Annotated in this window: 19 protein-coding genes and 1 pseudogene; 11 read left to right on the forward strand and 9 right to left on the reverse strand. The window is 57.3% G+C overall.

The annotated features are described in order from the left end of the window. Positions 1-255: 255 nt before the first annotated feature. Both gspH and ACM6IV_RS10080 read left to right on the forward strand, forming a co-directional pair. A complete protein-coding gene (gspH, locus tag ACM6IV_RS10075) occupies positions 256-702 on the forward strand; it encodes a type II secretion system minor pseudopilin GspH (protein ID WP_414869832.1) in 447 nt (148 codons plus the stop codon). After that, positions 699-1307 carry a prepilin-type N-terminal cleavage/methylation domain-containing protein gene (locus ACM6IV_RS10080; protein ID WP_414869833.1) on the forward strand — a complete coding sequence of 203 codons (609 nt, stop codon included), beginning with the start codon at positions 699-701 and terminating at the stop codon, positions 1305-1307. The genes gspH and ACM6IV_RS10080 overlap by 4 nt, the downstream gene beginning before the upstream one ends. Positions 1308-1564: 257 nt before the next feature. Here ACM6IV_RS10080 and ACM6IV_RS10085 read toward each other — a convergent pair whose 3' ends face one another. Genes ACM6IV_RS10085 through ACM6IV_RS10095 form a run of 3 tightly spaced genes read right to left on the reverse strand, consistent with a single transcriptional unit; the run spans position 1565 to position 5183 of the window. Beyond that, a complete protein-coding gene (locus ACM6IV_RS10085; protein ID WP_414869834.1) occupies positions 1565-3559 on the reverse strand; it encodes a DUF3732 domain-containing protein in 1995 nt (664 codons plus the stop codon). After that, positions 3556-4023, reverse strand: a complete 468-nt coding sequence (locus ACM6IV_RS10090; RefSeq protein WP_414869835.1) for a three component ABC system middle component — start codon at positions 4021-4023, stop codon at positions 3556-3558. Before ACM6IV_RS10090 ends, ACM6IV_RS10085 begins: the two co-directional genes overlap by 4 nt. Next, positions 4017-5183: a hypothetical protein gene (locus tag ACM6IV_RS10095; protein WP_414869836.1), complete on the reverse strand. Its 1167-nt coding sequence runs from the start codon at positions 5181-5183 to the stop codon at positions 4017-4019. Before ACM6IV_RS10095 ends, ACM6IV_RS10090 begins: the two co-directional genes overlap by 7 nt. A 349-nt stretch (positions 5184-5532) precedes the next feature. Here ACM6IV_RS10095 and ACM6IV_RS10100 point away from each other — a divergent pair. Both ACM6IV_RS10100 and ACM6IV_RS10105 read left to right on the forward strand, forming a co-directional pair. Beyond that, a pseudogene (locus tag ACM6IV_RS10100) lies at positions 5533-5802 on the forward strand (type II secretion system protein GspH); the annotation flags it as partial. After that, positions 5799-6407, forward strand: a complete 609-nt coding sequence (locus ACM6IV_RS10105) for a prepilin-type N-terminal cleavage/methylation domain-containing protein (protein ID WP_414869837.1) — start codon at positions 5799-5801, stop codon at positions 6405-6407. The pseudogene ACM6IV_RS10100 and the gene ACM6IV_RS10105, both read left to right, overlap by 4 nt. Before the next feature lie 9 nt (positions 6408-6416). Here ACM6IV_RS10105 and ACM6IV_RS10110 read toward each other — a convergent pair whose 3' ends face one another. Continuing rightward, positions 6417-7088 (reverse strand): Crp/Fnr family transcriptional regulator, encoded by a 672-nt coding sequence (locus ACM6IV_RS10110; RefSeq protein WP_414869838.1) that lies wholly within the window; start codon positions 7086-7088, stop codon positions 6417-6419. Between the two features lie 93 nt (positions 7089-7181). Here ACM6IV_RS10110 and ACM6IV_RS10115 point away from each other — a divergent pair, with 93 nt between their 5' ends. Continuing rightward, complete coding sequence (locus tag ACM6IV_RS10115) at positions 7182-7853, forward strand: hypothetical protein (protein ID WP_414869839.1); 672 nt, start codon at positions 7182-7184, stop codon at positions 7851-7853. 680 nt (positions 7854-8533) lie between these two features. On the opposite strand, the gene ACM6IV_RS10120 is transcribed toward ACM6IV_RS10115, so the two are convergent. Genes ACM6IV_RS10120 through ACM6IV_RS10130 form a run of 3 tightly spaced genes read right to left on the reverse strand, consistent with a single transcriptional unit; the run spans position 8534 to position 10717 of the window. Further along, positions 8534-9472 (reverse strand): FecR family protein, encoded by a 939-nt coding sequence (locus ACM6IV_RS10120; RefSeq protein WP_414869840.1) that lies wholly within the window; start codon positions 9470-9472, stop codon positions 8534-8536. Between the two features lie 31 nt (positions 9473-9503). Further along, positions 9504-10055 (reverse strand): RNA polymerase sigma factor, encoded by a 552-nt coding sequence (locus ACM6IV_RS10125; RefSeq protein ID WP_007913935.1) that lies wholly within the window; start codon positions 10053-10055, stop codon positions 9504-9506. Continuing rightward, positions 10052-10717 carry a secretin and TonB N-terminal domain-containing protein gene (locus ACM6IV_RS10130; RefSeq protein ID WP_414870251.1) on the reverse strand — a complete coding sequence of 222 codons (666 nt, stop codon included), beginning with the start codon at positions 10715-10717 and terminating at the stop codon, positions 10052-10054. The genes ACM6IV_RS10125 and ACM6IV_RS10130 overlap by 4 nt, the downstream gene beginning before the upstream one ends. A 207-nt stretch (positions 10718-10924) precedes the next feature. Here ACM6IV_RS10130 and ACM6IV_RS10135 point away from each other — a divergent pair, with 207 nt between their 5' ends. Then, positions 10925-11239, forward strand: a complete 315-nt coding sequence (locus tag ACM6IV_RS10135; protein WP_414869841.1) for a hypothetical protein — start codon at positions 10925-10927, stop codon at positions 11237-11239. 130 nt (positions 11240-11369) lie between these two features. Here ACM6IV_RS10135 and ACM6IV_RS10140 read toward each other — a convergent pair whose 3' ends face one another. Beyond that, complete coding sequence (locus ACM6IV_RS10140; protein ID WP_414869842.1) at positions 11370-11810, reverse strand: carboxymuconolactone decarboxylase family protein; 441 nt, start codon at positions 11808-11810, stop codon at positions 11370-11372. Between the two features lie 313 nt (positions 11811-12123). On the opposite strand from ACM6IV_RS10140, the gene ACM6IV_RS10145 reads away from it, so the two are divergent. From ACM6IV_RS10145 to ACM6IV_RS10165, 5 genes are all read left to right on the forward strand, one after another. Continuing rightward, positions 12124-13557 (forward strand): PLP-dependent aminotransferase family protein, encoded by a 1434-nt coding sequence (locus ACM6IV_RS10145; RefSeq protein ID WP_414869843.1) that lies wholly within the window; start codon positions 12124-12126, stop codon positions 13555-13557. A 123-nt stretch (positions 13558-13680) separates the two neighbouring features. After that, a complete protein-coding gene (locus ACM6IV_RS10150) occupies positions 13681-13974 on the forward strand; it encodes a putative quinol monooxygenase (protein ID WP_103307409.1) in 294 nt (97 codons plus the stop codon). A 209-nt stretch (positions 13975-14183) separates the two neighbouring features. Further along, positions 14184-14588, forward strand: coding sequence for a cupin domain-containing protein (locus ACM6IV_RS10155; protein ID WP_414869844.1), 405 nt, complete (start codon positions 14184-14186; stop codon positions 14586-14588). Between the two features lie 182 nt (positions 14589-14770). Then, a complete protein-coding gene (locus tag ACM6IV_RS10160; RefSeq protein ID WP_414869845.1) occupies positions 14771-16027 on the forward strand; it encodes a hypothetical protein in 1257 nt (418 codons plus the stop codon). Between the two features lie 246 nt (positions 16028-16273). Next, entirely contained in the window at positions 16274-16987 is a 714-nt protein-coding gene (locus ACM6IV_RS10165) for an ATPase (RefSeq protein WP_414869846.1), read from the forward strand. 164 nt (positions 16988-17151) lie between these two features. Here ACM6IV_RS10165 and ACM6IV_RS10170 read toward each other — a convergent pair whose 3' ends face one another. Then, positions 17152-22047 (reverse strand): NAD-glutamate dehydrogenase, encoded by a 4896-nt coding sequence (locus tag ACM6IV_RS10170; protein ID WP_414869847.1) that lies wholly within the window; start codon positions 22045-22047, stop codon positions 17152-17154. Positions 22048-22228: the final 181 nt, after the last annotated feature.

Raw genomic sequence — 22228 nt, forward strand, 5'->3', positions numbered from 1 at the left:
GGCCCTTCCGGCGACTTATCCAGCACCCACCGGAGCGTCGCCTTACTCTGCTCTCTCACCACCGCAGACCCGCCACCGCGAGCAGCGCGAGGGCCTGGACCATTTGGCTGGGGAAACGCGTGCGGTGAAGGTCATGGGTTGAATCTCCTTTTTATCCCTGCTGTCAGCCTACGCGGCAATTCTCTCCGTTTTATTTCACACGCCTTACATGTTGGCCGTGCACGATGGTGCAGGACGCAAAGGAGCGCGCGCGCGATGAACAGGCAACAGGGTTTTACGCTGATCGAGTTGATGGTGGTGCTGGTGATCATCGGCATCGCCAGTGCGGCGATCAGCCTGAGTATCAAGCCCGATCCGTTGCAGTTGCTGCGCAATGATGCCGAGCGTGTGGCGCAGTTGCTGCAGGTGGCGCAGGCCGAGGCGCGCGCCGATGGCCGGCCGATTGTGTGGGTGAGTGATGCCAAAGGGTTTCGCTTTAGTCGGCGCAGTGACAGTGGCAAGGGGTTTGATCATTTCGCGCAGGATCCGCAGTTACGTCCGCGTGCCTGGCAGAGTCCGAAGATCGAGGTGCGGGTGGAGCCGAAACAGAGGGTTGTGCTGAACGCTGAGTGGATTAACCCGCCGCTGCAACTGACGTTGTCGGATGGGTTGAATCGCTTGAGTGTGCTGCGTGATGGCAGTGGCAGGATCAGCCTGCAATGAGGCGCCAGCAAGGGTTTACGTTGATTGAGGTGATGGTCGCGATTTTGTTGATGGCGGTGGTGAGTCTGATTGCCTGGCGGGGGCTGGAGAGTGTGACGCGGGCGGACAGCCATTTGCAGGCGAGCAGTGAGCAAAGTGACGGTTTGTTGCGGGCGCTGAATCAGTTGCAGCGGGATGTGGAGATGCGGGCGGGGATTGAGTTGACCGAGCCGAAGAAGGTTGGCGTGGATGATGAGCCGCCGAGCGCCCCGCCCGCTCTGACTGTGCGCAGTAGCGACAGTAAGGGGTTTCGGCTGGACATCATTCGTACGGCGGCGGATCAGCCGGGGGCTTTGCAGCGGGTGCGGTGGTGGGTCAAGGGCGACACGTTGTATCGGGCGGTGGCTGAGGCGCGGAGTCGGTATCCGTTGCCCGCGCCTGGGAATGGGGTGGCTGTTTTGAGTGATGTCAGTGATGTGCAGGTGCGGGTTTGGGAGGTGGATAAGGGGTGGCGGCAGTTGAGCGGGAATCGGCGCGAGGATCCGTTGGGGTTGGAGATTCGGTTGAGTCGGGGGACGGCGCAGGGGGTGGAGAAGTATCGGCAGGTGATTGGGCTGTTGGAGTGACGCGTATCCCTCACTTACCCGCTGAGTCGGCATGCGCGTCAGTACATCTTTCAGATAAGCATACGGATCGCCGAGCGTTCGACTTTGAAAGCAACTTTTCTTGAACCAAACATCGCGCTTCCCGCACTGGAGATCTGAAACAAATCGGCGTTAGCGAGGGGGTGGCAAGGCTGCTCAGAATCAACAGCGCCGAATGAGACTCTTAAAATGACAAAGCCCGACCGAGAGGTCAGGCTCTGCTGGTAACCAATAAAGTCTCAGTCAGCGATGAAGCCGCGCTGACGCCACTTGGCACGAACAAAGTCGTTGAAGTTGTAACCTTCGCCGAGTTTTAGCCCGTCTGCGTGATCACACACGATGATTTGAGGCATCACCCCCGTTTCACGCTTGGTGTCATCACAGAACTTGGCGAGCTGCGTGAACATGTTGGAGACAGCATCAATATCATCGTGCAGATCTGCATCCTTCTTGTCGTCCGCCCACAGGTTTTCAGCTTCAAATTCCTCACCCTCGTCATTTGAAGGGAAGTAAACCTGCGTCGGTTGGTCGAGGAAGAGAATCGGCGGAATCTTGCAGTCCTTCGCCCGTGCAGCAAATTGATAGTGCAAGGCCAGGAACAGAGTGAGGTGCGAGTAAACCCAGTTCGCACCACTGCCCATCGAGCGGAGGAAGACCTTCTTAAAAGCCTCCTTCTCGTGCCAGAGGTCAAAGCTATTCAGGTCAAACTTCAGAGACCCTGTCTTGTAGGTTTCCTCAAAATGGAAATGCTTGCCGATTTCTTTCATCTTCTTGTTGATGTCTCGCGCAAGCCTGTCGAGCTCGATTTCGACATTGTGCATGGCCATCAGGCCTTCAAGCCTCTTGACCTGTTCGTCCCAGTACTCCTCCATCTTCTTCAAATCGGACGGCGGGTTCTCAAGGAATTTGTCGATTTCGATTTCGAGCAGCAGCTTCGTTTTTTTCGGAGCATCCTCTAGCGAATTTGCCTGGGCCAACCGCTCGGCATGCTCCTCGAATGGTTTCAAGGATGTTTGAACGTCCTTAAGCTGCTGACGGATCTTCTTGATGTCTTCCTTTAGGTCGCGGCTCTCCTGGCCGAGACTTTCCCGAGCATAGGAGGAGAGCTTGAGCTGGGTATTCAGCCATTCGATAGCTTCGGTGAGTTTGTTCGCTTCGTCCTCAGGCACCTCTGAGTGAGCCTCGCACACAGGGCACAATGTGTGATCGAAGCTAGTCGAACGCGGGACGGTCAGCTCAGCAAAAGAGGTGCCTATTCCTTTAGCCTGCTCGACCGAACGCTCCAAGAGATTAAGTTTGCCGAGCGCAGTGCGAAGCTCAAACACAAGTTTGGCTTTTCTGTCCCGTAACGAGTTATGGGTGGCCTCATAATCACCTGCCAGGCCATCCACGGCCACCGGCTTGCCGAGCATCTCTCTGAGCGCGACCTTGGGTTTTATATAGATCTCCTCAGCCGTCATCTCGAACAGTGACACACCGGCGAGCGCTTTGTACTCCGACAGCAGTCTGTCGAAACTGGCAATGACCTCCTCCCTGAGCTGGTCGTCCTTCGGGATTTTGGCCTTAACCCGGCGTAACTCGAAGGCGGCTTCGGCATGCTCTTTGGCCAGGTCAAAATACTCCTCCTTCACGATACCCATGAGTATCTTGAAATGGTCGATCGCCTGATCGCGTTTAACCTTCTGGTCAAACCGATAAAAGATCGCATGCTTGTTCGCGACCAGGTTCTGGTGCTGGAGCATGAGCGACGGGAAGCTGCGTACCGACGGCGTTGAACCCTTGCTGCCCGTGATCTCCTTCAGTACTCCATCAACATCGACGTTCTCCATGGTCACGCCGAAGTATTTGCCTAGGCTTTTCAGGTATTGATCCCGATGAATGAAGTGCCGGTCATCAAAGAAATACTCTACATGCCCCATCAAACCAAGAATGTCCTCGGCCTCCACCCCGGTGACCTCACGTAGGAAGCAGCGTTTCGAGGCTGCTGCGCGACCTATTACGAGGGTGAGCGCTGGGAATTGCAGGACAGTGAAGAAGGTCTGACCCCGATCGGTAAGCTTGCCATCAGGAATCGTGTCCTCGCTGCTGCCTAGGCAGTAGTCGAAGATTTCCAAAATTGCGCTTTTGCCGGTGGACGATTTACCGGTGATAATATTAAGGCCTTGGGTGAACTCGACCCAATGAAGTCGGCTATCTTTATCAACAACGCCGATATACTTGACATAGCAGTTCATAGCGATTTGAGCCCCAACGACCTATAAATTGACAGAACATTTTCACCAGTGAATACCACTGCAAGCTTACGGGCATACTTGAGTAGCTTCTCGTCAGAATTTTTTTCCTGAACCTTGCCTAGAGTCGCCACTGACATATCCTCGTTAATTACCAGCCGCATTTCAGATCTGAGTATTAACAGCGCCGCATTAGTAATAGGCTTAAACTCTTCGATCCGCAGTTCCAAACCCAACAAACGCTCAGGCTCTTGCATCATTGTACGTAGAGAACTTTTCTTGCCGGCATAGTGTAAAAATTTATGCAGGGGCTTGTAGGTAATCAAAGGCAAAATCAAGTAGCTAAGCAGGATATCTTTCTCGGTCGGATCCCAGTGATCATAGAAAGATTGAATGACCGGTGCGAGAGCAAAAGGTGTCCGGCGCAAGGTATAGATGTGATCAGCAGCACTAGTACTCACTACCATAGCCTCCAGTAAAACTCATTACTTTCCTTTTCAGCCTTTATATCTGCCAGCATGTGATACATGCCATTACGAAATTCGACTGTAGTGTCTTCAAACGTGTTTAGCCTTACAACCTCTGCGGCATGTTGCTGAAAGAAAAACATTAGCGATTTACGCTTTAACTGAATAGGGCAAGTATCGTCCATGCATCCAATTATGGCGCCCAGCCGCCCCGAGAGGTGACGCTGAAGGTGGTTATCCTGATAGCGCAGGATATCCTTCTGAGAGGCCAAGCTGTCATCGTAAAGCTCGTTAATGACCTCAGCGGCGATCAGCAACTGGAGCGCTGCCTGCCTGACCTGGGCCTCGCCATCGATCTCCCGAATTTTCTGAACGAATAGGCGATCGGAGATTTCATCCAGATTGATTGTCTGTTCCAGCGCATCCACATCCACTTCCGGGAAGACACTCGAATGCTTCATGTAGCGCTTAGTGAGCTCGGAGACCTTCCCTGAGAACTCCTCGCAGCTTATTTCCCAGCCCGAATCAATAAACCTGGTACTACCAATGAATCCCAGGATGTCGTCAAGGTAGCGTTGATGCTTCGACTCTCGGATCATCTTCAGGTGCAGCACCTTGAAGTCATGGAGCCTGTCCTGCAGCGAAGGAGAGTTTGTGATGAACACCGCCCTCTCAAGTATCTCCAACAAATCGCTCCTCAACGCGGGAGCCATAACCGAACGTTGCAACTCAAGGGCTTCTGAGGGCTCTTTTGATTTTGAGGTACTGAATCGCTGCTCGGAGGCGTCGTAGATTGCTTTCAGGAGGCCGAATTTTTCCTGCGCAGAGCAGTCATTCCAATCCGCCAAGGTCGACTTAGGCGAAAATTCCTGGTTTGTGACCAACATGAGGCGAGCGTAAGCACGATGATCAAACGCCAGGTTCAGCCAGTTGTTCAAAGTGTTCCAGATGTTGGGGTGACCGTCTCTCAAGGTGTCGGCGTACAGTTTGACCTCAATCTGAGCAACGTCTTCTAGGGTCACATCACCGTAAACTTCAACCCATAACCGCTTACCCTTTTCCAGCTTGTAACAATACTCAAGAGCAACCACGAGCTGATACTGGAGCGCTTCGAAAAGCTTCGTTGCATCAAAGGGTAATTTATCTGGCAATTTATCCATAAACATTCCACGAGCGCCTTAAAGGCGTGCTAGTTGACTAACTTCTCATTGAGATATTTGAGCGGCGTATTTCATAGATTTCTAATGCAAACCACGCTGTATGCATAAACAGTAGAAAGACAAACAAGCAAGAAACTGTATATAAATACAGGTTAAGTTATTGGATCCGACTGATAGTAGCACTTAAAAGTCAATGATCGCAAAGGGCTATCAGTCCTAGTTTTTAGCCCCACAATGCACAGAGATTTATTAGATATCCTTTAAATACGCGAGGAGCGAAATTTGGAGATCCTTCGGGGAGGACACGGACGCTAGGTCGACGCGTCGCTCGTGCAACTGGTCATCAGTTGGCCGGCCGATTGTGTGGGTGAGTGATGCCAAAGGGTTTCGCTTTAGTCGGCGCAGTGACAGTGGCAAGGGGTTTGATCATTTCGCGCAGGATCCGCAGTTGCGTCCGCGTGCCTGGCAGAGTCCGAAGATCGAGGTGCGGGTGGAGCCGAAACAGAGGGTTGTGCTGAACGCTGAGTGGATCAATCCGCCGCTGCAACTGACGTTGTCGGATGGGTTGAATCGCTTGAGTGTGCTGCGTGATGGCAGTGGAAGGATCAGCCTGCAATGAAGCGCCAGCAAGGGTTTACGTTGATTGAGGTGATGGTCGCGATTTTGTTGATGGCGGTGGTGAGTCTGATTGCCTGGCGGGGGCTGGAGAGTGTGACGCGGGCGGACAGCCATTTGCAGGCGAGCAGTGAGCAAAGTGACGGTTTGTTGCGGGCGCTGAATCAGTTGCAGCGGGATGTGGAGATGCGGGCGGGGATTGAGTTGACCGAGCCGAAGAAGGTTGGCGTGGATGATGAGCCGCCGAGCGCCCCGCCCGCTCTGACTGTGCGCAGTAGCGACAGTCAGGGTTTTCGTCTGGACATCATTCGTACGGCGGCGGATCAGCCGGGGACGTTGCAGCGGGTGCGGTGGTGGGTCAAGGGCGACACGTTGTATCGAGCGGTGGCTGAGGCGCGGAGCCGGTATCCGTTGCCCGCGCCCACGGCTGGGGTGGCGGTGTTGAACGAAGTCAGCGATGCGCAAGTACGCGTTTGGGAAATCGATAAAGGCTGGCGGCAACTGAGTGGCAATCGTCATGAAGATCCGGCCGGACTGGAGATCCGCCTGACCCGTCAGACGCCACAAGGCCCGGAAAAATACCGACAAGTGATCGGGCCACTGAACTGAATGGATAGGCTAATGCTCTCGTGTTGCCTCTCTGAGTTTTTGCAGATCGAGAAGGGTGACGGCGCCGTATCGAACAGCTAACAGGCCTTCGGCTTCCCAGATTTTCAGCTGGCGGTTGACGCTCTGACGAGAAACACCCAGTTGTTGGGCGATATGTTCCTGGTTGACCTTCAGGCATGGCGCTTCTTCGATACCTGGAGGTTTGATCAAGGAAACGAGTCGGTTGGCCAACCTGACAGGCAGAGGATTGCGGATCGTGTTCCCGGCCCAATCGAGCGCCATTCGATATCTGCCACAGACCAGACGCGTAATGGCTAGCAGAACATCGGGGCGGCGTTCAATGATTTGCCAGAATGCGCTGGCAGGCAGCACTGCAATACGCGCGTGCGAGACGGCTGCAACGTCATACTTCCTCGGTAAGCCATCGAGAAGGGGTACTTCGCCGAACCAGTCTCCAGCGACCAATTGCGTAAGAAAGAGTTGGTGTCCACTCGCGCCCAGGCTATCGACGCGCAAGGTGCCTTGAATCACACGAAACATGCCCATTGGTTTAGAGCCTTGAGGGAACAGTTCCTCTGCTTTTACCAATGTCCTGATCCGCGAGGCCTCAAGCAAAATCGCGTCTACCTCTGGGGGCAGGGAAAAGGATGAGGCTATAACTTCAGCAGACAATTCGGACATTGCCAAAACCCGACAATCTTGGTTCGAGGGCTCGGATAGTATCAGACGCCTCTGGCCTGTAGACGACAGGCCTGTCTGGATCAGGAACGCAAAATGTACGTAGGTCACTTCGCCATCGGCCTGGCAATCAAGGCACGTTATCCCAAGATCCCCGCGATACCGATCATGATGGGCGTCGGTTTTCTGGATCTGCTCGACGGGATTTTCATCATGCTTGGCTTCAATACCGTCACGGCAAATTTAAACAGCGGGCCGTACCTGTTTTTTGATTTGACCTTTATCGACTGGGATCACTCATTGCTGGCTGCGGTGTTCTGGTCAGCGATTTGGGGACTGCTTTTCATAAAGCATCGACCCGTAGCCGTCGTGGCAGCGTTGGCGGCCTTCTCTCACTTCATCGCTGATTGGCCGATGCACAACAGTGATTTGGCACTGTATCCCCACTCGATCGAGCATTACGGTTATGGCCTTTGGGGCAAGCTGGGGACTGTCTCCTGGATGCTCGAAGGGGTTTTCTCAGCCGTGCTGGCAGTTTATGCATGGCGGCTCAGCGCGAGACGCGGTGTGAATTTGATTTGGCCTTGTGTGGTGCTGGGGGTTTTGTTCTTACAGCTGTCCCCGGTCGCTTCACCCATGAAGCTTGTTGCCACCCTTGAGGAGCCTATGGCGCATATGCTTCACGGGGTTTTGGTCTCGTTGGGCTTTCTGGTTCCAGGGCTGCTGATGTCGTGGCTTTTGGATAGAAGTGAGCGATTACACGAGTGAATCAGAACGCGCCCGGAGCGCCGTACCCACTTGACCTTCGCATCTGCTACCTGGCCTTGAGTGTCTACAACTGATCTGGCTAGCTACTACATTGGGATTGGGTGAAGTCAGTTGGGGATTGGTTGGCTGTTAAGCCGTCTTCGCGAGCAAGCTCGCTCCCACAATTGGATTGGGGGCAGTCAGTTGGGGGTTGGTTGGCTGGTAGGCCGTCATCGCGAGCAGGCTCACTCCTATAGTTGGATCGTACGCAGTCTGCTAGAGATTGGTTGGCTGGAGCGCCGCCTTCGCGAGCAGGCTCGCTCCCACAATTTTTGATTCGCGTACAACCCAGCGGCAAAGCCGCCCCACTCAACAGGATGAGCGTTAGCTCGGCTGCAGCTTTTGATCTTGTTCCACGGGCGACGTCGGAAGGCTGAGTGGAGGGATTGATCCGGGGGTGGGAGCGCAGCGACCGTTTGGCGCAGCCAAACACAGCGAGAGGAGGTGCAGCGAAGCAAACCGGAGACGCTGCGCCCGGATCAATCCCGCAGCGAAGGAACCCCGAGCCCCAGCGAGCGGGCCGAACGTAGGAGCAAGCCTTTTTGGTTACTTTTTCGGCGTCTGGAAAAAGTGACCCGCCGTAAGGGCGGAACCCTAAGCCGCCGTTACCGCAGCAACGGATATGTCCCCAATCAAACCCACTAGCTCAAAACAACGACGCCACCCGGCAGCTCAGTGCATTTGACGCCGTAAGCATCGCGAATCAGCAGCGCAACACCAGCAAGTTGATCAAGGCTGAAACGCGCCTGCACCCGCCGCTGCCCAAGCTCACGATTAAGCAGCAACAACATCCCCGGCCGATACCGGTTGATCTCGTCAATCATCTGGCTCAGGGTCGCGCCATTGAAGACCAACACTTGCTGACGCCAATTCATCACCGCCGCTGTGTCGACACTCTGCACACTGCCAACCTGCTGCGCGTCATAGGTCACCTGCTGCCCCGGTTCAAGCCGCAAACTACGACCTTCAACATCCACTTCAACCGCACCATCAAGACAAGTCACACACACCTGCTGATCGGTATTACGCAAATTGAACCGCCCCTGACTCGCACGCAACCACCCTCCCCCAGCCTGCATCGCCAACGGCAACCGAGCGGTCTGCACCTCAACTTCACCACTGACCAGCTCAAACCCCTGCACACCGTCAGACACTGCACGCTGATTGATCCGCGTCTGAGTGTTCAGCTCCAGGCTCACACCCTGCGCCGGTTCAAAGCGACGCTGCTGGCCAACTTCAGTGATGTAGTCAGCGCCCAGCCCTTCAAAACCACCAGGAATCGTCCCGCGCACCAGCAAAAACGCCGCCGACGCAGCAATCGCCCCACCGAGAAAAGCACGTCGACCAAACCCGCGCGGTGCCTGCATCTGCTCCACGGCCGGTCGCAGTTGCTGCCACAACCGCTTGGCCTCTTCGAACGCGCGGGCATGCTCGGCGCTCTGCGCACACCATTCACGCAGAGCGCGGGCGTCGGCCACGGTGGCGCGGCCGGAGGTCAGCAAGACCAGCCAGTCGCGGGCTTCGCTGTGCAGAGTGTCGGCCACCGATGGCTCGGCAGGTGTCAGTCGAAAGATGTTCAAACGCGCAGATTCTCAACGAATTGATCGGGCACTATTCAGAAGACGGTTTTCCGGCCCCGCGACCGAACCGCTGAAACACTTTTCTTTCCAGTTTCGCCGCGCAGAAACCCAATGCGGCTTTGATTTCCTTCTCGACCATGCGCGTGGAAATGCCGAAGCGCTGGGAGATTTCCAGGTGCGGCGCCTCTTCCAGACGCGCCGCGATGAAGATCTTCCGGCGCCGTGCAGGGAGCTCGTACAACGCACTGAGCAGCGACTGGATTTCCTTTTGCCCGCCGACCACTCGCGCCGGGTCGAGGGCTTCGTCGCCGATTTGCAGCAGCTCTTCGACTTCTTCGCCGGTAAGCAGGCGCGCGTCGGCCTGGCGGCGGTCGGCGGCGATATTCAGGGCCATGCGATAGAGGTAGGCATTGGGCCGCAGGACGTTCGGCGGCGTCTCCATGCGATCGACCCGGAGGTAAGTTTCGTGCAGCACATCGTTGGCCAGATCTTCCGAACCGAGACGCCGGCGCAGGCGCACCCGAAAGTCCTCGTAGGACGTCAGGAACAGTTGGACCATCGAACCTTGTCCGGTGTCTTTCATCCCCCGGAAACTCCTTCCCATTTGGTGCATTCCATGCGTTTCCCTGACGACTCCGGTAACAACAGCAACGTGACCGGCTGACGCAAGGCGCTGGGCGTCGGCCGGTCGATCTTGAGATTGCGAAAGCTCTCCACCAGCGCGTTGTCGCGCCGTACATCTCCGGTCGAAGTGACCAACCGGTTGTGCTGCACCACGCCATCGCGGCCGACCCAGACCTGCAACACCGCGCGATAACTGCCCGGACGGGTCAGCGGCGAGCGGCACAGGTTGCGCTCGATCGCCGCTTGCACCGCTGTCGCGTAACTGCGGTTGACGGCGACGCTTTCCGGCGTCTGTTTTTGTGGCGGCGCCGGCACGTCTTCGACCTGCGCCACTTGCAACGTAAATGCATCGTCGCGGGCATAACGCGCCATCAAACCACTGCCGCCGAGCAAGCGACGCAGGGCATCGGCGGCGGTGTATTCACCGTCCACCGCCAACGAGCGACGACCGCGACTCAACTGGCTGTCGACCAGCACCGCAACGCCAGTGGCGTGGCTGTACGCGTCCAGCGCCTGGGCCAGATCCTGTGCCGGAATGTGCAGCGTCATGCGCAGGTCCGCCGGCACCGCGTCAGCCATGGCGTGGCCCGCCGCACAGCCAAGCAGCCACCCCAGACACATCCGGCGCACAAGCCTCGTTGAACGCTGAAAACCGTCCGTGGAATTGCCTCGCTGCACGGCTGACGAATCCTTGGAAATCGTCATCCTGAGGGCTGTTTATGAATCTGGTGTGACGGGCGGTGCAAAAAAACCATCACGGGAATTGCGCAAGGCTTGCACTAGACTCAAGCCATAGCGCGGCCCCTCCGGGCCGGCCAGGAGGCGAGCATGAAAACACTGTGGCGATTCACCCTTGGCGGGCTGTTAATGACGGCGCTGTCGAGCGCGTATGCCGAGGAACCGTTGGGCTGTGTCGAGGTGACGGTCGGCGGTTACAAGGCGCCGAATTACGACTGTTTGAGCCAGCAGATGGGCAACAACCCGGAAGGTGCTGCGGCGGCGGAGAAGAATCAAGAGGCGCTGAATGTGCCGGTGAACAAGCGGCCGCCGAATCAGGTTGGCCTCGCGACCCCGGCCGCGACCGGTACGCGGATGGGCAATACCTTTGGCACGTCGGTGAAACCGCAACGTCCACCGCAATGATTTTGATCTTGATCGTTCCCACGCGCAGCAAAGGAATGCAGCCCGGGACGCTCTGCGCCCCATCCGTAGCCGAACGCGGAGCGTCCGTTGAGGCATTCCCACGCAGAGCGGGGAAACGATCAGGGCGGGTTCAATCGCTTGGGGTTTGACGGAAGCTGACGGCCAGGCGATTCCAGCTGTTGATGGTGGTCACGGCCATGGTCAGGTCAACCAGCTCGCCTTCGTTGAATTGCTCACGCGCCTGCTGATACACCTCATCGGGCACGCGGCTGTCCGCCAACAACGTCACCGCCTCCGCCCAGGCCAGCGCCGCACGCTCTCGCGGATTGAAGAAGTTGCTGTCGCGCCACACCGCAATCGCATACAACCGTCGATCACTCTCCCCGGCCCGCCGCGCATCCACCGAGTGCATGTCGGTGCAGAATGCGCAGCCGTTGAGTTGTGAGGCACGGATGCGGATCAGTTGCAGCAGTGGCTGCTCGATGCTCAGGTTGCTGGTCAACGCCTCCATGGCAATCATCGCTTTCATGGCTTTGGGCGAAGCGCTGTAGTAATCCAGGCGCAGGGACATGGGCAGGTCTCGGTAGACGAAATAATGAGCTCACCGTAAACGCCGACAGCGCTGCATGACAGCCCCAATTGCACGAAAAGCCGCTACACCACTACCCTCTGCCTCTACACCGATCCCCTGTGGGAGCGGGCTTGCTCGCGAAAGCGGTGGGCCATTCAGCCATCGTTTGACTGACCGGACGCCTTCGCGAGCAAGCCCGCTCCCACAAGGGGATTGGGACCAATTTCGGGTTTTTGTGGTGCGCAACTATTGCCGATCCCGCAACAGCGGTAATCTGGCGGGCACGCCAAATAGCCTCGGGAGCCTCGTCGGTATGGAACTTCACGTCGTGATCAACGGCCGCAAGGATCTCGCCGGTCAGTTGTATCAGCAGTTGCGCGGGGCCATCGAGTCCGGGCGTCTGGCCGCTGGCACGCAATTGCCGCCCAGCCGCCTGCTCGCCGAGCAACTGGGCATCTCGCGCAAGACCATCTCCGACACCTACGCCCAATTAACCTACGAAAACTTCCTTACCGGGGTGATCGGCAAAGGCACCTACGTCAACGCCCGCCCGGCGCAGATCCAGCGCAAGCAAAGCCACACCGAACTGGCCGGCGCCGAGGTGATCGAGCGTTGGCGCAATCTGCCGGTGTTTCTCCGTCACCCGACGCTGGAAGGTTCGCTGCGCTACGACTTTATCGGCGGCGCCACCAGCAAGGGCCAGTTCCCGCAGGATGACTGGCGTCGCTGCGTGTCCCACGCGATGCGGCAGATGGCGCAGTCCAAAGGTTTCTACAGCCTGCCCGAGGGCTTGCCGGCGCTGCGCAATGCGATTGCCCGGCACATCGCGTTTTCCCGCGGGATCAACTGTCAGGACGAAGACATCGTCGTGTGCAACGGCGCGCAGCAGGCGCTGGACCTGATCACCCGCGTGCTGATCAGCCCCGGCAGTCGGGTGGCGATGGAAGATCCCGGTTATCCGCCGGCGCGCCTGCTGTTCGGCACCCATGGCGCCGAGGTGGTCGGTGTGCCGGTGGATGCCGAGGGCATTCAGGTTGAACACATTCCCGAGGGCACGCGCCTTATCTATGTGACGCCGTCGCACCAGTTTCCGCTGGGCATGCCGATGAGCCAGGCACGTCGTGAAGCCTTGCTGGCCCGCGCCCATGAATTGGGCGCGATCATCATCGAGGACGACTATGACAGTGAATTCCGCTACGAAGGCCGGCCCACCGATTCGCTGTTCAGTCTCGACCAGCGCGGCATCGTCGCCTACGTCGGCACTTTTTCGAAAACCCTGCTGCCGGAGTTGCGTCTGGGCTATGCGATCCTGCCGCCGGCGATTCTCGAAGCGGTGATCCGCGCCAAGCAACTCACCGACCTGCATGCCTCGACCCTGCCGCAATGGGCGCTGGCCAAATTCATTGCCGAGGGTTGCCTGCTCAAGCATATCCGCCGCTGTCATGCGATTTACACCCAGCGCCGCGAGCGCATTCTGGCACGCATGGCCGCCGACCTGTCGCCATGGCTGCAAGCGGTACCGCCGAGTGCCGGGTTCCACATGGCGGTGTTCTGCAAGGTGCCGATCGACCTGCCGCTGGTGATCGAACTGGCGAAAAAGGTCGAAGTCGGCCTGTATGCGATCAACGGTTTCTATTACCAACAAGCGCCGAAGAACGGCCTGTACTTCGGTTTTGGCGCCATCGAGACGCTGGACATCGATATCGCTCTGGATCGCCTGCGTGACATCCTCGAACAGATGTCATGAGCCGTTGGTATAACGCGTTTACTGCCGATTGGTTATTGGTGATTCACGATGGCAGGCCTATCCTGCACAGGCGTTATCCCTCAATGAGCAGGATTCGTCCGGCCTGATTCAGGAGTGTGAGCAATGTCCAACGAAGTGATCAATACCGTACAGGTGCAGGCTGCCGCCGGCCGCTCGGAAGAGTTGGGCAGGCAACTGCAGAAGATCGTCGAAACCCTGCGCGAAACGCCGGGCTGCGATTCCTACCTGGTCGACCGCTGCCCCGAGGACAGTCACCGCTGGACGGTCAGTGCGCGCTGGCAGTCGGAAGCGGCGATGCAGGCGCATTTCAACCGGCCCGAGGCGCAGGGGTTTATTGACCTGATTGATAGCCGACTGGCCAATAGCGTGGATTTCAACAGTTTCCCTATCGTCTGATCTGACGCCTTCGCGAGCAAGCCCGCTCCCACATTGGAAATGCGCCCCCCTGTGGGAGCGGGCTTACTCGCGAAGGCGTATTCCGCCACTCCGATGACCTTTCTGACGCGCCGGCGATTGGTCACCCAATCTTCCCGAATATTGGCCGTTTGAATGCCTAGCCTCGCGGACTACTGTGATTGCACCCCATTCATCACAGGTAACCCGCCATGAAAACCCTGCCCTTCCTCGCCGCTGCCCTCGCCCTGAGCCTTTGCACCTCGGCCGCCTTCGCCCACGACCCGTCCGAAAAAATCACCGTCCTGCAAGACCAGATGCTGAAAAACGCCCCCGGCAAAAAAGCCATGATGATCGAGGTCGATTACAAACCCGGCCAGTCCTCCATTGCCCACAAGCACGACGGGACTGCGATGGCGTACGTTCTGGAAGGCGAAATCATTTCCCAGGTCAAAGGCGAACAGGCGATCACTTACAAGAAGGGCCAGTTCTGGTACGAACCGGCCGGTTCCGAACATCTGGTGTCGAAGAATGCCAGCCAGACCAAGCCAGCGAAGTTGCTGGTATTCATGGTGATGGCCCCGGATGAGCAAGTGTTGATCCCGCTGGAGAATTAATGCTGTTAAAACAATCATTCAATCAAGGATTGCGAGCTCCAGAGTCGACCTGAATCATCAAAAACCCACATTTGTCTACTGTCAGAGTTGACAGTAGACACTTGTACCTCAGTCGCATAAACAATGTTACTAACAGGCGGTACTGCAAGCCTGCAACAATTCTCGTGCGATTCGAGGTTCCCATGTACACCACCGATGCATTCGTGACGCCAAACGCACACGCCCGTCCAGATCTTTCGTTCGGCAACGCAGGAAGAGTCATTATCAATTCGTCCGGTGGTAAATCAGGGAGTGGCGCAGACCTGGCAATCGACGATGACGGCAACATTGTATTTGCCGCTAACGCTGGAGGTAGCTATCTCGTCGGACGATTGAAGGATGATGGAACGCTAGATCAATCGTTTGGAACCGAAGGATTGATTTCTGGAAAATTCGCAGAAGAAGGCAGTTCATCTGCCTATGGAATAGTAATAGAGAACACAACGGGAAATATTCTTCTAACAGGCGCGTATTCATCCGAAACCCGGCCATTTTCGCTCGCGTTTGCGCTGTTCGACTCTTCCGGTCAATACAAAACCGACTTCGGCGAAAACGGGAAAATCATTATTCCGCAACCTGAAGACAGATTGGCCCTGAACCCACAATCAATGTCTGTCTCAGGCATCGGCAGGCGTCCAATAATCATTCTCGACGGGAAGATATTGTATGTGTTGAGTGGATACATAACCCGCTTGAATTCCAACGGCACCATCGATCAGAACTTCAACCAAGGAAAAGGCTTTATAGCGGTAATTCATCCGGAATACGGCTCCGCTGCTGCACATTGCCTGGTGCAACCCGAGCCGGGTTTGATCCTCGTGGGCGGTAGCGTCAACGTCAATGGCAAGCAAACAGGTTTGATCGCTCGATATCACGAGACCGGTGAGCTTGATACGCGCTACGGCTGCAACGGTTTTGTCTTGCTCACGGAACTGGATACACCATCCCATCTCTCTACACTCCTTATGACAGAACAAAAAAAATTGCTCGGGATTGGCTCGACTGGAGACCTCTCGGGTTTGCCGAGTAAGGGACTGATCATTTGCCTCGACGAATATGGGAATTTTGATCCTTCCTTTTCTAACGGTCTCCCCTTGTTAACCCCGCCCGACAATTCCAGAGAATTTGTCTGGTACACCGGCACCACGGACAATGAGGGGCGGATTCTCGCTACGGGCGATTCAATGGAGTTTTCCGACCGATACATTCCCCTCGGACAATTCCTTGCCAATGGTGCGCCGGATCTGGATTTTGGCGAACGTACGGGATGGATTCGTGTAGAGCCAGCCGGCAGAGGCGAAGCCGTAAAGGTTGACCAAAAAGGACGAGTTGTGGTCATGTGTTCCAGCTCTTCAGAAGTAGGTAGTAAACTGCCGATGGTCGTCCGTTACCTGCGTTGAATGACGACGGCATCTGAGTTTTTCATACATTTATTACTCTAGCCTGACATGAATAGCCAGTCGCTATCGATGATGGCGGCTTGTTATCGCCCGGAGCAATAAATCCTTGCGGGTTACAACAAATCAAACTATTCAAATCGATTTAGCTCAGCAAATTGTCAGTCTGGCGGGTTTAGTCTGAAATAACTGCCTTTATCAACGGCATGTAGAAATTTCCGACTGATGTTGTTTCACGGGAGAAACACCATGAAACTTGCGCTCACCAGTGTATTGGCGATATCGGCTCTGACTCTCTCCGCCTGCTCGGTCCCCACCGCACCGAAAGCCGTTTCATCCCTGAACACTTTGCTCCCCCACCCCACCGGCCGCAGCAGCGCCACTCAGGTAAAAAGCGGCCCCGGCGTGTCGCTCGGCGTGGTCTACAGCCCGAGCACACAGACCAACCGCGAATACCTGCGCGACTATCAGGCCAACGCCGGCACCGGCTTCGGCCAAAGCCTGCTGGTGCAACCGATCCACGACGCCTACGTTGCCAGCTCAAAGCCGGACATGGCGCTGGAATGGGTCAATGCCTCGCTGCAACGCCAGTTCGGCTCGGTGACGGTGTATCCGGACATGCAAAGCCTGCGCGCGGCGAAGCCGGATGTGGTGGCGATTGTCGACACTCACAGCCAGTTGATTACCTCGCGCAGTTCCGACATCAAGGCCGACGTCAGTGCTGATTTTTATGATGCGCAGTTGAACTATATCGGTACGGCGAAAGGTTCTGACGCACGGGAATTGACTCCGGTGTGGGCGGACTTCAAGCGTTCGGAAGAGATAGTTGCTGACATTAATCAGCAGCAGGATGTGCAAGTTCGGGCGTTGCAGAAGTTTGACCAGTCGCTCAGTAATTTACTGACCAGACCGACAAGTAACGTGTCGATGCTCGATAGTAAAAAAGGTCAGAAGTTGTATTGAATGTAAGAGCCTCTTCGCGAGCAAGCCCGCTCCCACATTTGAAATGCATTACCCCTGTGGGAGCGGGCTTGCTCGCGAAGGGGCCAGACCAGACACCAACAAACCCTCAGACATAAAAAAGCCCCGGCATCTCACGACACCGAGGCTTTTCATTCAGCCACTACTTACGCCAATTCAAGCTCGGCATTCGCTGCAACCGCAGGCACTACCGCTTGCCCGCTCAACGCCAGATCCAGCAGTTCACGGTTGGCCACCGCATACATGGCGTAGTCCGTGCCGCTCGCCGCACGGATTTCCACCAGCATGGCGCGCCAGCGCGAGATCATGCTTTCGTGCTGTGCCATCCACAGCGCCAGACGCGCTTCCACGTCCAGCGTGCCGTCGCCCTGTTGCAGGACGGAGATGGTGATCGCACGTTGCTGCCAGTCGACGTCATCACGGAACGCTTCACGGGCCAGGGCCTGCCAGTTGTTTTCAACCGGCAGCGCGCTGATCTGTTGCAGGTACCAGGTGATGTCCAGCGCACTGCCCACAGCGAAGTAAGCCTTGGCCACTTCGGCAGGGTTCTGACCAGTCACGTCGGACGCTTCGATGATCGGCAGCAGGGTGTACAGGTGCGAGGTGCCCGCCACCATACGCGCCAGCAGTTCCGGTACACCGGCTTCTACGTAAGCCTGATAACGCGTCTGCCAGTTTTCACGGATTTCGCCGCTCAGCAGTTCGTCGAGTTTCAGGCCCAGCTCTTTCAGGTGAGGACCGAAGTGCGCGACGTCACGGGCAGCGTTCTGCTCGTTGCGGCGGGCACGCAGGAACCAGCGCGTGGCGCGGCGGCCCAGACGCATCAGCTCGTCCATCAGCTCCAGCTGCACATCAGCGCTGACTTGGTAGTCCAGCGCTTCGATCTGACGGAACCAGTGCGGGAGGTGGAAGATGTCGCGCACGATCACGTAAGCACCGGCCACGTTCGCCGGGCTCATGCCGGTCGACTCTTTGAGTCGTTGCACGAAAGTGATGCCCATGTGGTTGACCAGGTCGTTGGCGATCTGTGTGCTGACGATCTCGCGCTTCAGACGGTGACGACGCATGGCTTCGGAGAACTTGCTGACCAGGCTCGGCGGGAACGCCGTTTCCATGTCGCGGGTCAGGTAGTCGTCGTCCGGCACCAAGGAGCCCAACAACTGCTCTTTGAGGTCGATTTTGCTGTACGAAATCAGCACCGACAGCTCAGGACGGGTCAGACCGTGGCCTTCGGCAATACGCTCGGCCAGTTGCTCTTCGCTCGGCAGGAACTCGATGGCACGGTCCAGCTTGCCACGGCCTTCCAGATCGCTCATCAGACGCTTGTATTCAGCGATGCGCGCGTAGGCACGACGCGCCGCCAGGGACAGGGCCTGAGTCTGCTTGTAGTTGTTGCCCAGCACCAGATTGCCGACTTCGTCGGTCATGCTCGCCAGCAACTGGTTGCGTTGCTTGTCGGTCATGTCACCGGCCTGAACCACTTCGTTCAGCAGGATCTTGATGTTCACTTCGTGGTCGGAGCAGTCGACGCCACCGGCGTTGTCGATGAAGTCGGTGTTGGAACCGCCGCCATTGAGACCGAATTCCACACGACCCAGTTGGGTCATGCCGAGGTTACCGCCCTCGCCCACGACTTTGCAGCGCAGTTCGTTACCGTTCACGCGCAGTGCATCGTTGGCCTTGTCGCCGACGTCTGCATGGCTCTCGGTGCTCGCTTTCACGTAAGTACCGATACCGCCGTTCCACAGCAGATCCACCGGCGCCTTGAGCAAGGCGTTCAGCAGTTCGGTCGGGGTCAGCTTGTCAGCCTTGATGTCGAAGCGTTCCTGCATCTGCGGGGAGATCGCGATGCTCTTCGCGCTGCGCGAGAAGATACCGCCACCTTCGGACATGATGCTGGTGTCGTAGTCGGTCCAGGCCGAACGCGGCAGGTCGAACAGGCGCTGACGCTCGGCGAAACTGGTCGCCGGGTTCGGGTTCGGATCGATGAAGATGTGCAGGTGGTTGAAGGCTGCGACCAGTTGCAGCTTGTCGGACATCAACAGGCCGTTACCGAATACGTCGCCGGCCATGTCGCCGACGCCCACCACGGTGATGCTGTCTTCCTGAACATTGATACCGCGCTCACGGAAGTGACGTTGTACGCCAACCCACGCGCCCTTGGCGGTAATGCCCATTTTCTTGTGGTCGTAACCGGCCGAACCACCGGACGCAAATGCGTCACCCAGCCAGAAGCCGTAGTCGATGGCGATGCCGTTGGCGATGTCGGAGAAGGTCGCAGTGCCCTTGTCCGCCGCGACCACCAGGTACGGGTCATCGTCGTCGTGACGCACGACATTGACCGGCGGCACCAGCGCGCCGTCCTTCAAGTTGTCGGTGATGTCCAACAGACCGGAAATGAAGATGCGATAGCAGGCGATGCCTTCGGCCGCGATCTCGTCACGGCTGCCGCCCAGTGGCAGGCGACGCGGCAGGAAGCCGCCCTTCGCGCCCACCGGCACGATGACCGAGTTCTTCACTTGCTGGGCTTTTACCAGGCCGAGGACTTCGGTACGGAAGTCTTCTTCACGGTCGGACCAGCGCAGACCACCACGGGCGACGTTACCGAAGCGCAGGTGCACGCCTTCAACGCGTGGCGAGTAAACGAAGATTTCAAACTTCGGCACTGGCTTCGGCAGTTCAGGGATCGCGTGCGGGTTGAACTTGAAGCTGAAGTACGACTTGTTCTGGCCGTTGGCGTCAGTCTGGTAGAAGTTGGTCCGCAGGGTGGCTTTGATCAGGTCGAGGTAACGACGCAGGATGCGGTCTTCGTTGAGCACCTGGACGTCGTCCAGTGCGGTCAGAATCGCCTGTTCCAGACGCAGTTGCTTGTCTTCCAGATCGTCTTCGCTGAGTTTGCGCGCCAGATAGAAGCGGATCTTGAACAACCGGGTCAGCTCGCGAGCGATGTCGGTGTGGTTGTTCAGGGTGCTGGCGATATAACCCAGATCGAAGCCCAGACGAATCTGCTTCAGGTAACGCGCGTAAGCACGCAGCAGCGCCACGTCGCGCCATGGCAGACCGGCGGTCAGCACCAGACGGTTGAACGCATCGTTTTCGGCGTCGCCACGGACGATATGGACGAAGGCGTCCTGCAGGGTGTCGTTGAGTTGCTGGATGTCGAGGTCCAGGCCTTCAGCGGCGGTGAACGCGAAGTCGTGAATCCAGAACTCGCGGCCATTGGTGTGACGCAGGCGGTACGGGAATTCACCCAGTACGCGCAGGCCGAGGTTTTCCAGAATCGGCAGGACGTCGGACAGCGCCAGCGGCGTGTCAGCGTGATACAGCTTGCAATGCAGCTCGCGTTGGCCGGAGACCTGACCGAGCGGCTGATAGAAGCTCATTACCAGCGGATTTTTTTCGTTGAGGCTCAGCAAGTGCTGCATGTCGACCACGGCCGAATGTGCAGCGAAACGCTCGCGGTAACCGGCCGGGAAGCCTTTCGGGAAGTCGGCCAGCACGTTGGTGCCGTGGGCTTCGCCGAAGCTTTCAACGGTCAGTGCGGCGTAGTCGTCCTGCCAGCTGCGGCAAGCTTGAACGACTTCTTTTTCCAGCAGCACCGGATCGATGTCGAGACGGTTTTTCGGGTCGACACGCAGGATCAACTGCACGCGCGCCAGCACGGATTCGGAGAAGAATGTCCAGAATTCGCAATCGGAGGCCTTCAGACGCTCCATCAGCACTTGCTGGATCTTCTGGCGAACTTCGGTGGAATAGATGTCGCGCGGCACGTAGGCCAGGCAGTAGCAGAAGCGACCGTACGGGTCTTTGCGCAGGAACACGCGGATCTTGTTGCGTTCCTGGATCTGCACGATCGACATCACGGTGGTGAACAGTTCGTCGACCGGGGTCTGGAACAGGTCATCACGCGGCAGCACTTCAAGCACCTGGGCCAGTTCCTTGCCCAAGTGAGCCTTGGACTGGAAGCCGGAGCGACGCTCGATTTCTTCGACCTTGCGGCGGATGAACGGGATGACCCGCACGCTCTCGCCATACACCGAGGAGGTGTACAGGCCCATGAAGCGGTGTTCCTTGATGACTTTGCCGTCGGCGTCGATTTCACGGATCGACACGTAGTCCGGGTAGGCCGGACGGTGTACACGGCTCGGGTGCGCAGCCTTGGCGAACGACAGCAGGGTCGGCTCGCGCAGGTAGGCAACGGCGTAGTCTTCGATGCGCAGGTCTTCGTAGGTCAGGCCGGTGCGCAGCAGTTTGGTCAGGCCGAGGAAGGAGTTCTGGTCGTACTCGATGTGGCCGCCATCGGCCTGATCGGTGACCACGAACTCTTCGTAGCCGAGGAAGGTGAAGTGGTTGCCCACCAGCCATTCCAGGAAACTTTTGACTTCGTTCTTCTCGTCGGCATCGACGGCGAAAGCGCTGTTGTCGAGCTTGGTGAGGATTTCCTGCACCTTGGCTTTCATCGGCTCGAAATCGGCAACCGCGACGCGGACTTCACCGAGCACCTGTTCCAGCTCTTTGCTCAGCACATTCAGTTCGGCGGCGTTGGCGCAGCGATCGATTTCCAGGTACATCAGCGATTCGTGCAGCACGCCTTCGCCGGTGCTGCCCTTCGGCAGGATTTCCAGCAACTCGCCCTTGCTGCCACGACGCACGCTGAGCACGGTGGTTTGCAGGGTGTGGATGCTGTAGCCGCGACGGTTCAGCTCGGTGCGGACCGAGTCGACCAGAAATGGCAGGTCGTGGTGCAGCACTTCGACCGCGGTGTGGGTCGACTGCCAGCCATGACGCTCGTAATCAGGGTTGTAGACACGCACTTGCGGTTGCGTGTGATCGAAGCGCTCAAGCAGGCGCCACGCGGAAAGAGTACAGCCAGCGAGGTCGGAGAGGCGACGTTGAGTCAGCTCGTCCAGAGAAATGATGCCGAAGAATTGTTCAGCGAACAGCGCCACTTGTGGCAGTGCCTGTTCACTGATGTGCTGCGCCAGTGCCGCTTGCAGTTGGTGCTGGAAGTCGGCTTTGCTGGCTGCGGTGAAGAACGCCATCTGTGGTACTCCGCTTAAGCTTGTTATTGATGGAAAGCGTCGCGTGCAACGCCCCTTTCGGGGCCTGTGTCGCCCTGTTCCTGATTCTCGGGCAGAGGAAACAGGGTGACAGGTGGGTGAAGCTGGACGGGACACTCAGGTCACATTCACCTTCCATTGAATGAGCATCTGCAAAAGCGAC

It is taken from the genome of Pseudomonas sp. IT-347P (genome assembly GCF_949768005.1).
Lineage (GTDB): Bacteria > Pseudomonadota > Gammaproteobacteria > Pseudomonadales > Pseudomonadaceae > Aquipseudomonas.

Bases quoted from the DNA above. Each gene is read 5' to 3' on its own strand.
- ACM6IV_RS10105 (WP_414869837.1), top strand. From the start codon at position 5,799: ATGAAGCGCCAGCAAGGGTTTACGTTGATTGAGGTGATGGTCGCGATT.
- ACM6IV_RS10090 (WP_414869835.1), bottom strand. From the start codon at position 4,023: ATGGTAGTGAGTACTAGTGCTGCTGATCACATCTATACCTTGCGCCGG.
- gspH (WP_414869832.1), top strand. From the start codon at position 256: ATGAACAGGCAACAGGGTTTTACGCTGATCGAGTTGATGGTGGTGCTG.
- ACM6IV_RS10115 (WP_414869839.1), top strand. From the start codon at position 7,182: ATGTACGTAGGTCACTTCGCCATCGGCCTGGCAATCAAGGCACGTTAT.
- ACM6IV_RS10155 (WP_414869844.1), top strand. From the start codon at position 14,184: ATGAAAACCCTGCCCTTCCTCGCCGCTGCCCTCGCCCTGAGCCTTTGC.
- ACM6IV_RS10130 (WP_414870251.1), bottom strand. From the start codon at position 10,717: ATGTGTCTGGGGTGGCTGCTTGGCTGTGCGGCGGGCCACGCCATGGCT.
- ACM6IV_RS10125 (WP_007913935.1), bottom strand. From the start codon at position 10,055: ATGAAAGACACCGGACAAGGTTCGATGGTCCAACTGTTCCTGACGTCC.
- ACM6IV_RS10080 (WP_414869833.1), top strand. From the start codon at position 699: ATGAGGCGCCAGCAAGGGTTTACGTTGATTGAGGTGATGGTCGCGATT.
- ACM6IV_RS10085 (WP_414869834.1), bottom strand. From the start codon at position 3,559: ATGAACTGCTATGTCAAGTATATCGGCGTTGTTGATAAAGATAGCCGA.
- ACM6IV_RS10165 (WP_414869846.1), top strand. From the start codon at position 16,274: ATGAAACTTGCGCTCACCAGTGTATTGGCGATATCGGCTCTGACTCTC.
- ACM6IV_RS10150 (WP_103307409.1), top strand. From the start codon at position 13,681: ATGTCCAACGAAGTGATCAATACCGTACAGGTGCAGGCTGCCGCCGGC.
- ACM6IV_RS10160 (WP_414869845.1), top strand. From the start codon at position 14,771: ATGTACACCACCGATGCATTCGTGACGCCAAACGCACACGCCCGTCCA.
- ACM6IV_RS10095 (WP_414869836.1), bottom strand. From the start codon at position 5,183: ATGGATAAATTGCCAGATAAATTACCCTTTGATGCAACGAAGCTTTTC.
- ACM6IV_RS10170 (WP_414869847.1), bottom strand. From the start codon at position 22,047: ATGGCGTTCTTCACCGCAGCCAGCAAAGCCGACTTCCAGCACCAACTG.
- ACM6IV_RS10110 (WP_414869838.1), bottom strand. From the start codon at position 7,088: ATGTCCGAATTGTCTGCTGAAGTTATAGCCTCATCCTTTTCCCTGCCC.
- ACM6IV_RS10135 (WP_414869841.1), top strand. From the start codon at position 10,925: ATGAAAACACTGTGGCGATTCACCCTTGGCGGGCTGTTAATGACGGCG.
- ACM6IV_RS10145 (WP_414869843.1), top strand. From the start codon at position 12,124: ATGGAACTTCACGTCGTGATCAACGGCCGCAAGGATCTCGCCGGTCAG.
- ACM6IV_RS10140 (WP_414869842.1), bottom strand. From the start codon at position 11,810: ATGTCCCTGCGCCTGGATTACTACAGCGCTTCGCCCAAAGCCATGAAA.